Raw genomic sequence first — 9720 nt, 5'->3', positions numbered from 1 at the left:
CGCGCCAAACGACCGACCCGACCACCCAACTCCCCATACGACAGCACCGAACCCCCGGCCACCACCGCCACCGCATCCGGCGCCTCCGCCACCCGAGCCGCGAACGACTCCACAACCGGCACCGCCGGCACATCCGCCGCCGTGTCGTTCCACGCGACCAGCACCCGCGAGCGTTCGTCGGCGTCGAAGAGGTCGACGTCATCCACGAGCCGCTGCGGATCGGCGGTGACGGCATCGAGGACACGAACCCAGCGATCCGCCATCGTCGCGACCGACTCGGCATCGAACAGGTCGGCGACTCCGAGGAAGCCGCCCCGCAGGCCCGCGGGCCGTCCTTGGTCGTCGAAGACCTCCTCGACGGTCACATCCAGATCGAACTTCGCGGGTGTGGACAGACCGGCCGTGAGCTCCGCCGTCGGCGCGTCGATCCGGACGGTCCGGAGGTCGAGGGTCGCCCGCGCCGTGTTCTGGACGGTCAGCATGACCTGGAACAGCGGGTGCCGGGCCAGTGATCGGCTCGGCGCGAGTTCCTCCACCAGGCGCTCGAACGGCACGTCCTGGTGATCGAAGGCATCGAGTCCGGCTTCGCGCACCCGGCTCAGCACCTGCCGGAAGCTGGGCTGCCCGGACAGGTCGGTCCGCAACACCAGCGTGTTCACGAAGAAGCCGACCAGATCGTCCAGGTCCTCGTCGGTACGTCCGGCCACCGTCGTCCCGATCGGGATGTCCGTACCCGCGCCCAGCCGGGACAACAACACCGCCAGCGCGGCCTGCAACACCATGAACACGGTGACGCCCTCGGCCCGCGCCAACTGCGCCAACCGGTCGTGAAGCTCAGCGGGTACGGTCAGCGGGGCGGCATGTCCCCGGTATCCCACCACCGCCGGCCTCGGATGGTCGACGGGCAGATCCAGGTGGTCGGGAATCCCGGCCAGCGCGGTGCGCCAGTACGCCACCTGCGCCGCCAACACACTGTCCGGGTCGTCCTCGGCACCCAGCAACTCCCGTTGCCATAGGGCGTAGTCGGCGTACTGCACCGGCAACGGCGCCCACTCGGGCGCCTGTCCCGCGCAGCGAGCCGCGTAGGCGGTCGAGATGTCCCGACCCAACGGGCCCATCGACCAGCCGTCACCGGCGATGTGATGCACCACCAGAACCAACACGTGCTCTTCGTCGCCGGACGAGAACAGCCACGCCTTGATCGGCGTCTCCTCGGCGAGGTCGATCGGGTACTCGGTGGCCCGCAGGATCGCCTCGGCCAGTCCCGCGGGCGCGACCGCCTCCTGCTCGATCTCCCAGGTCGATTCGCCGGGATCGAGCACCCGCTGATACGGCTCGCCGTCGACCATCGGGAAGACGGTCCGCAACACCTCGTGCCGACCCACCACATCCCGCAACGCGGCCGACAACGCGGCACGGTTCAGATCACCGGACAGGCGCAGGACCACGGGAATGTTGTAGCTCGCGTTCGGTCCGTCCAAGCGTCCGAGGAACCACAACCGCCGCTGCGCGAACGACAACGGCGGACGCTCCGGACGAATCCCGCGGGCCAGGGGCACCCGTAGTTCGCCCACTCGCCCGTTCGCCAGTCGCGCCGCCAGCCCCGCGACGGTCGGCGTCTCGAAGACGGCCCGGATCTCGAGTTCCGCGCCGAGCACGGCGCGCACGCGCGAGAGCAACCGCGTCGCGAGCAACGAGTGGCCGCCCAGCTCGAAGAAGCTCTCGTGGACCCCGACCGAGTCCAGGCCGAGCACCTGGGCGAACATCCCGCACAGGATCTCCTCCTGCGGCGACGGCGCGATCCCGCCGGTCGCCACGGCATCCGACCGATCGGGGTCGGGCAGGGCGGCGCGATCCAGCTTGCCGTTGGCGGTCAGCGGAAGCGTGTCCAGCACCACGATCGCGCTCGGCAACATGTACTCCGGCAGCCGACGCGCGGCGAACTCCCGCAACGTGCCCGGCAGGTCCTCGTCGACCGCGTCGGCGTCGTCGGGCACGACGTAGGCCAACAGGCGTGTATCGCCCGGTGCTTCCGCGCGAGCGATCACGGCGACCCGGCCCACCCCCGGGTGTGCCGCCAAGACCTCCTCGATCTCCGCCGGTTCGATCCGGAAGCCGCGAATCTTGACCTGATCGTCGACCCGACCGACGAACACCAACCGGCCGTCGAGGGTCCAGCGCACACGGTCGCCCGTGCGGTACATCCGCTCGCCATCGCCCGCGAACGGGCAGGCCACGAACCGCTCCGCCGTCAAGCCCGGTCGGGAGACGTACCCCCGGGCCAATCCGGCGCCCGCCACGTACAGCTCGCCGATCGTGCCGACCGGGACCGGGCTCAAGTCCTCGCCGAGCACGTACAGCCGCGTGTTCGCGATCGGGCGGCCGATCGGCACCGGCCCGGACGGTACGTCGTCGCCCGCGCGGACCTCGAAGACGCAGCAGCCGACCACCGTCTCGGTCGGCCCGTACTCGTTGACGACCACCGAGCCCGGCGACCGCGCCAACCACGCCGCCACATCAGGCCCGAACAGCGCCTCACCACCGACCACCACACACCGCGCGGAACCGGCGGCCTCGTCGTCCGTCAACAACGCGCCCAGCAAGGGCAGATGCGCGGGGACGACCTTCACCAGGTCGAATCCCGACCCCGAACGCACCAGCCCGGCCAGCCCATCGGCGCCGCCCTCGGGGCTGACCACCACCGGCGACCCGGACACCAGCGGCAACAACACGCTCGTCACGGTCAGGTCGAACGCGAGGGACGAGTGCAAGGGCGCGCCACCGGTAGCCCGCCCGCCGTACGCCTCGGCGGCCCACGCCACATAGTTCGCCAACCCGCCGTGCGTGACCGCCACGCCCTTGGGCCGACCCGTCGAACCCGACGTATAGATCACATACGCCAGCTCCGCGGAGTGCACCGGTGCCCACGGCTCGACCGTGGTTCCGTCCACGGGAGCCGGGACGAGTTCCTCCACGGCGATCGTGGGCAACCGGCCGGCCGGCAGCTCCTCCAACAGGTCCTCGGTGCTGATCAGCATCGCGGCACGACTGTCCGCCACCATGAACGCGACCCGGTCCGAGGGGTACTCCGGGTCGATCGGCAGATACGCCGCTCCGGCCCGCCACACGCCCAGGATCGCCACCACCGCGTCCACACCACGCGGCAGGCACAGACCCACGATCGAACCGGCGCCCACCCCACGCTCACGCAGCACCCGCGCCAACTGCCCAGCGCGCACGTCCAGCTCCGCGTACGAGACGCCCGCCCCGCCACACACCACCGCGACCGCGTCCGGCGAGTCCGCCACCCGCGCCGCGAACGACTCCGGCACCGACGGACGCGGCGCGTCGACCGCCGTGTCGTTCCAGGTCGCCAACACCCGTGTGCGCTCCGCGTGTCCGAGCACGTCCACCGCGCCGAGCCGCACGCCCGGGTCGGTGATCAGCGCCCGCAACACCCGCAGCCAGCGTTCGGCCATCGCCTCGACCGAACCCTGGTCGAACAGGTCCGCCGAACCGGTGATCGAGCCACGGATCCCCGCCGGCGCGCCCTGGGCGTCGAAGGCCTCCTCGGCAGCCACGTCGAGGTCGAACTTCGCCGCGGCGGCGGCCGACAACTGGGCCGCGATGCCGTCGAGTGGAGCCCCGGCCCGCACACCGGACAGGTCCAAGGCCGCGCGCGCGGTGTTCTGCAGCGTCAGCATCACCTGGAACAGCGGATGGCGGGCCAACGACCGCGCCGGCGCCAGCTCCTCCACCAGCCGCTCGAACGGCACATCCTGGTTGTCGAAGGCGCCGAGTCCGGCGGTACGCACCCGGCCCAACACCTCGCGGAAGGTGGGGTCCCCGGACACATCGGTGCGCATCACCAGGGTGTTCACGAAGAAGCCGACCATGTCCCGCATCGCGGAATCGGAACGCCCGGCCACCGCCGCCCCGATCGGAATGTCCGTACCCGCCCCGAGTCGGGACAACAGCACGGCCAGGCCGGCCTGGAGGACCATGAACACGGTCACCCGCTCGGCCTTGGCCAACTCCACCAGTTCGCGGTGCAACTCGGCCGGGATCTCCACCGACGCCACGTGCCCGCGATGGCCGGCCAGCGCCGGTCGGCCCCGATCGACCGGCAGTTCCAACTCGGTCGGGATCCCGGCGAGCGCGGCGCGCCAGTAGGCCAGTTGGGCGTGCAGGACACTGCTCGGATCGTCGTCGCTGCCGAGCAACTCCCGCTGCCAGAGCGCGTAGTCGGCGTACTGGACCGGCAGCGGATCCCACTTCGGCGGATGACCCGCACAGCGCGCCGCGTAGGCGGCGGAGATGTCCCGCCCCAACGGCCGCATCGACCAGCCGTCTCCGGCGATGTGGTGCATCACCAGCACGAGCACATGCTCTCCGTCGCACCGGAAGAGCCAGGCCCGGATCGGTATCTCCCGCGCGAGATCGAACGCGTGCTCGGTGGCGGTCGCCACCGCCTGGGACAGCCGCTCGGCGTCGAGCTCCGTGTAGGCGAGCTCCCATGCCAGGGTGTCGGCGTCGAGGATCTCCTGGTGCGGTTCACCGTCGACCACGGCGTACACCGTGCGGAGCACCTCGTGCCGGCCGATGACGTCGCGGAGTGCCGCCCCCAGCGCGTCCCGGTCCAGGTCCCCCGACAGACGCAGTACCACCGGGCTGTTGTAGGTCGGGCTCGGGCCATCCATCTGGCCGAGGAACCACAGCCGCCGCTGCGCGAACGACAAGGGAATCATCAGTGCTCCTCAGTTCCGCGCATCGGCCGCAGCGCCGGCCTGGCTGACTTCTGATCTCCCGCGTGCCCGGCGAGTTCGGCCACGGTGGGTGCTTCGAACACGTCCCTGATCCGGAGCTCGATGCCGAGCACTTCCCGGATCCGGGTGAGCAGTTGCATGGCGAGCAGGGAATGCCCGCCCAGGTGAAAGAAGTTGTCGTCGACGCCCACGGCGTCCAAGCCGAGGACTTCGGCGAACACGCCGCAGAGCGCCTCTTCGCGGGCGGTCTCCGGCTTTCGGCCGTTGGCGTCCCCGTAGCGGGGAACCGGCAGAGCGGCCCGGTCGAGTTTGCCGTTGGCGGTGAGCGGGATGCCGTCGAGCACCACGATCGCGGCGGGGAGCATGTGCCCCGGCAGCCGCTGTCCCGCGAACCTGCGAAGCTCCACGGGTAGTTGCGCGCTTCCGGAGCCACCTGTATCGACCGGGACGACATACGCCACCAGTCGGATGTCGCCCGGGGACTGCTCTCGGGTGACCACGGCCGCCCAGTGCACCTCGGGGTGAGCGGTCAGCGCGGCCTCGATCTCGCCGGGCTCGATCCGGAACCCCCGGATCTTCACCTGATCGTCGGTGCGACCGGCGAACATCAACTCTCCCGCGGTTGTCCACCGCGCGCGGTCGCCCGTGCGGTACATCCGGCCACCCGCACCGAACGGGCAGGCCACGAATCGTTCACCGGTGAGCGCGGCCCGGCCCAGGTAGCCCCGGGCCAGGCCCGTGCCGGCCACGTAGAGCTCACCGGTCACCCCGGGCGGAACCGGACGCAAAAAGTCGTCCAGAACGTAGGCACGGGTGTTGGCGATCGGGATCCCGATCGGTACCTCGTCGACCTCCGACCGGCAGTGCCAGACCGTGGCGTCCACCGTCGTCTCGGTGGGCCCGTAGGTGTTGAACATGACCCGCCCGGGCGCCCAACGAGCCATCAACTCCGGCGGGCACGCCTCGCCCCCCACCTCCAGGACCACGTGCGACGGGATCGCACCGACCGGCACCCCGGCCAACACGGCGGGTGGCAGCGACACATGCGTGATCGCCTGCTCGACCAGGAACCGGGCCAACTCGTCACCCAGCCGGCGCTCGTCGGGAACGACCACCAGAGCCGCCCCCGACACCAGTGCCAACGCCCATTCCAGGCAGAACACATCGAACCCGATCGAGGTGAACTGCGCGATCCGGGACTTCTCTTCGGGTCGGAAACGATCCCGCCCCGCAGCCACGGTGTTCGCGAATCCGGCTCGCGAGACGACCACGCCCTTGGGCTGCCCGGTCGAACCCGACGTATAGACCACATAGGCCGGGTGCGAACCCGACAACGGCGCCGAACGATCGGCGTCGCTCACGGGCGACGACGGCAGGCTCTCCAGCGCCGCGACCACCGCGGGCTCGTCGAGAACCAGCACCGCGCCCTGTGCTCCGGACCACGCGGCCGGGACCTGCGAGGCATTCGCGCCGTCCGTGATCACCAGGACCGGCGCCGCGTCATCGAGCATGTAGGCGATCCGCTCGACAGGCTGCGTCGGATCGATGGCCAGATACGCACCACCGGCAGCCGATACGCCCAACAACGCCGTGATCAACCCCGAGTCGCGCCCCAACACCACCGCCACCACCGACTCGGGACCGACACCGAGCCCGATCAGCCGCCGCGCCAACCGGTGAACACGACCGCCCAACTCCGCGTACGACAGCGCCGTATCCCCGGCCACCACCGCCACCGCGTCCGGCGCCTCCGCCACTCGAGCCGCGAACAACTCCGCGACCGACAGCGCCGGCACCTCCATCGCCGTGTCGTTCCAGGCGACCAACACCCGCGAGCGCTCGTCGTCGTCCAGCACGTCCACGGCACCGAGTCGAACACCCGCATCCGCGACCAGCGTTCCCAGCACCCGAACCCAACGGGCGGCCATCGTTTCGACCGTATCCGGATCGAACAGGTCGGCCGACGCCACGACGACGCCGCGAAGCCCGGCGGGGCGGCCCTGCTCGTCGAACGCTTCGGTCAGCGCCAGGTCCAGGTCGAATCTCGCCGGTTGCGCCACGGACAGGCCCGCTGCCGCGGCCGACGTACCGACCCCCAGGCCCGACAATTCGAGCGCCGCTCGGCCGGTGTTCTGCAGGGTCAACATCACCTGGAACAACGGATGCCGCGCCAACGACCGCGCCGGCGCCAACTCCTCCACCAACCGCTCGAACGGCACATCCTGATGCTCGAACGCACCCAGCCCGCTCTCCCGAACCCGCCCCAGCACCTCCCGGAACGACGGATCCCCGGACAGATCCGTCCGAATCACCAACGTGTTCACGAAGAACCCGACCAGATCGTCCAGACCCTCGTCCGTACGCCCCGCCACCGCCGCACCGATCGGCACATCCGTACCGGCACCCAACCGCGACAACAACACCGCCAACGCGGCCTGCAACACCATGAACACCGTCACACCCTCGGCCCGGGCGACCCGGACCAACTCGGCGTGAGTCTCTGCGGGTACCACGAGCGGGACGTTGTGCCCACGGTCGCTCGCGACGGCGGGTCGGGTGCGGTCGAGAGGCAACTCCAGCTCTTCGGGACCTCCGGCGAGCGCCTCCCGCCAGTACGCGACCTGGCGGGACAGCACGCTGTCGGGGTCGTCCGCTTCGCCGAGCAACTCCCTTTGCCACAACGCGTAATCCGCGTACTGCACCGGCAACGACGTCCATTCCGGCGCGTCACCGGCGCGCCGGGCCGCGTAGGCGGTGGAGATGTCCCGGCCCAACGGGCCCATCGACCAACCGTCACCCGCGATGTGATGCACCACGAGCACCAGCGCGTGCTCCTCGGGCCCGGACGAAAGCAACCACGCCTTGATCGGCGCCTCGGTCGTCAGGTCGAACTCGTGGCTCACGGCGCGTGCCACCGCACCGGGCAGTTCGGCCGGGGACACCCGGCCGATCGCCGGCTCCCACACGAGTTCGTCGGGACCCAGGATCCGCTGGTACGGCTCGCCGTCGGCGACCGCCACCACCGTCCGCAACACCTCGTGCCGACCCACCACATCCCGCAACGCCGCCGTCAACGCGGCCACATCCACGCGACCGGAGAGGCCCACCACCACCGGCAGGTTGTACGTCGCGCCGCCACCCTCCAACTGCCCCAGGAACCACAACCGCCGCTGCGCGAACGACAACGGCACCCGCTCCGGACGCTCCCGGACGGTCAGCGCGGCCCGCGCCGTCTCCGCGTGGTCCAGCGCGACCGCCAACCCGGCAACGGTCGGTGCCTCGAACAACATCCGCAGGTCCAACTCGACGCCCAGCACAGCCCGGACACGCGACACCAGCCGCGTCGCCAACAACGAGTGGCCGCCCAATTCGAAGAAGTTGTCGTCGACCCCCACCCGATCCCGGCCCAACACCTGGGCGAACGCGCCGCACAACAATTCTTCACGCAGACCGACCGGACTCCGGCCGGGGCCGGTGTGGTGGTCGGGTGTGGGGAGGGCTTTGCGGTCGAGTTTGCCGTTGCCGGTGAGCGGGAGGGCGTCGAGGGCGACGACGGCGGCGGGGACCATGTACTCGGGCAGGCGGCCGGCGGCGTAGCGTCGGAGGGTGTCGGGCAGGGCGGCCGGGGGTGTGGCGGTGTCGCGGGTGGGGACGACGTAGGCGACCAGGCGGGTGCCCGAGGTCTCGTCGCTGCGCGCGACCACCACGGCCTGGGCGACGTCGGGGTGGGCGGCGAGCGCGGCCCGCACCTCGGCGGGCTCGATCCGGAAGCCCCGGATCTTGACCTGGTCGTCCACCCGGCCCGCGAACAACACCTGACCGTCGCGGGTCCAGCGGGCCCGGTCGCCGGTGCGATACATGCGCTCGCCGGAGCCGAACGGGCACGCCACGAAACGCTCACCCGTCAGCCCGGGGCGACCGACGTAACCCCGCGCGAGCTGCACACCCGCGAGGTACAACTCACCCGTGACGCCGGGTGGGACGGGCGCGAGACGGTCGTCCAGGACGTACACGCGCGTGTTGGCGATGGGTGCGCCGATCGGAACCGACACGCCTTCCCAGCCGGGGGCGCAATGCCATGCCGTGACGTCCACGGACGCCTCGGTCGGGCCATACAGATTGTGCAACTCGACACCCTCGAAGAGCGTGTGGAAGCGGGCCTGGGTCTCCACCGACAGCGCCTCGCCGCTGCACACCACCAGGCGCAGGTCCTGCGCGCACGCGGCGGCGGTCGGTTCCTCCAGGAACGCGTCCAGCATCGAGGGCACGAAGTGCATCACCCCGACCCGCTCCTCACGCACCAACGCGGCCACATACACCGGGTCGCGGTGGCCTCCGGGCCGGGCGACCACCATCGTCGCGCCCGATATCAACGTGGCGAACAGCTCCCACACGGAGACGTCGAACACGAACGGCGTCTTGAACATCACCCGATCACCGACACCGAACCCGTACCGGCCCCGCATCCACACCAGGCGGTTCACCACACCGACGTGCGGCACCACGACACCCTTCGGCACCCCGGTCGAACCCGACGTATAGATCACATACGCCGCGTTGCCGCCGGTCAGCGCACCACCACGCTCGCAGTCGCTCAGCGTGCCGCCGGCAAACCCGGCCACCCGCGCCACGACCTCGGGATCGTCCACGACCAGAACCGGCCGGCCCTCGACGACAGGCGCCGACGCCGCATCCGTCACCACCAGCACAGGCCCCGCATCCCGCAACAGGAACCCGACCCGATCCGCCGGATACTCCGGATCGATCGGGAGATACGCGCCACCCGCCTTCAACACCGCCAACAACGACACGACCAGATCGATCCCGCGCTCCAACACCACCGCGACAACCGACTCCGCACCCACCCCCGACCCCACCAAACACCGCGCAAGCCGATTCGCCCGCACATCCAACTCCGCGAACGACAACCCCACACCCTCGAACACCACCGCCA

General features: G+C 70.6%; 2 protein-coding genes. Both read right to left on the bottom strand.

The window, feature by feature from the left end:
* Positions 1-4748, bottom strand: a 4748-nt coding sequence (locus tag ACWCPW_RS50835) for an amino acid adenylation domain-containing protein (RefSeq protein WP_449768477.1), incomplete at its 3' end; no start/stop codon positions are given.
* Positions 4748-9673: an amino acid adenylation domain-containing protein gene (locus ACWCPW_RS50830; protein ID WP_449768478.1), complete on the bottom strand. Its 4926-nt coding sequence runs from the start codon at positions 9671-9673 to the stop codon at positions 4748-4750. The genes ACWCPW_RS50830 and ACWCPW_RS50835, both read right to left, overlap by 1 nt.
* Positions 9674-9720: the final 47 nt, after the last annotated feature.

The sequence above is a fragment of the Embleya sp. NPDC001921 genome (assembly GCF_053594475.1).
Note: the sequence above shows the minus strand (reverse complement) of the source record. Positions and strands in the feature narration are given on the sequence as shown.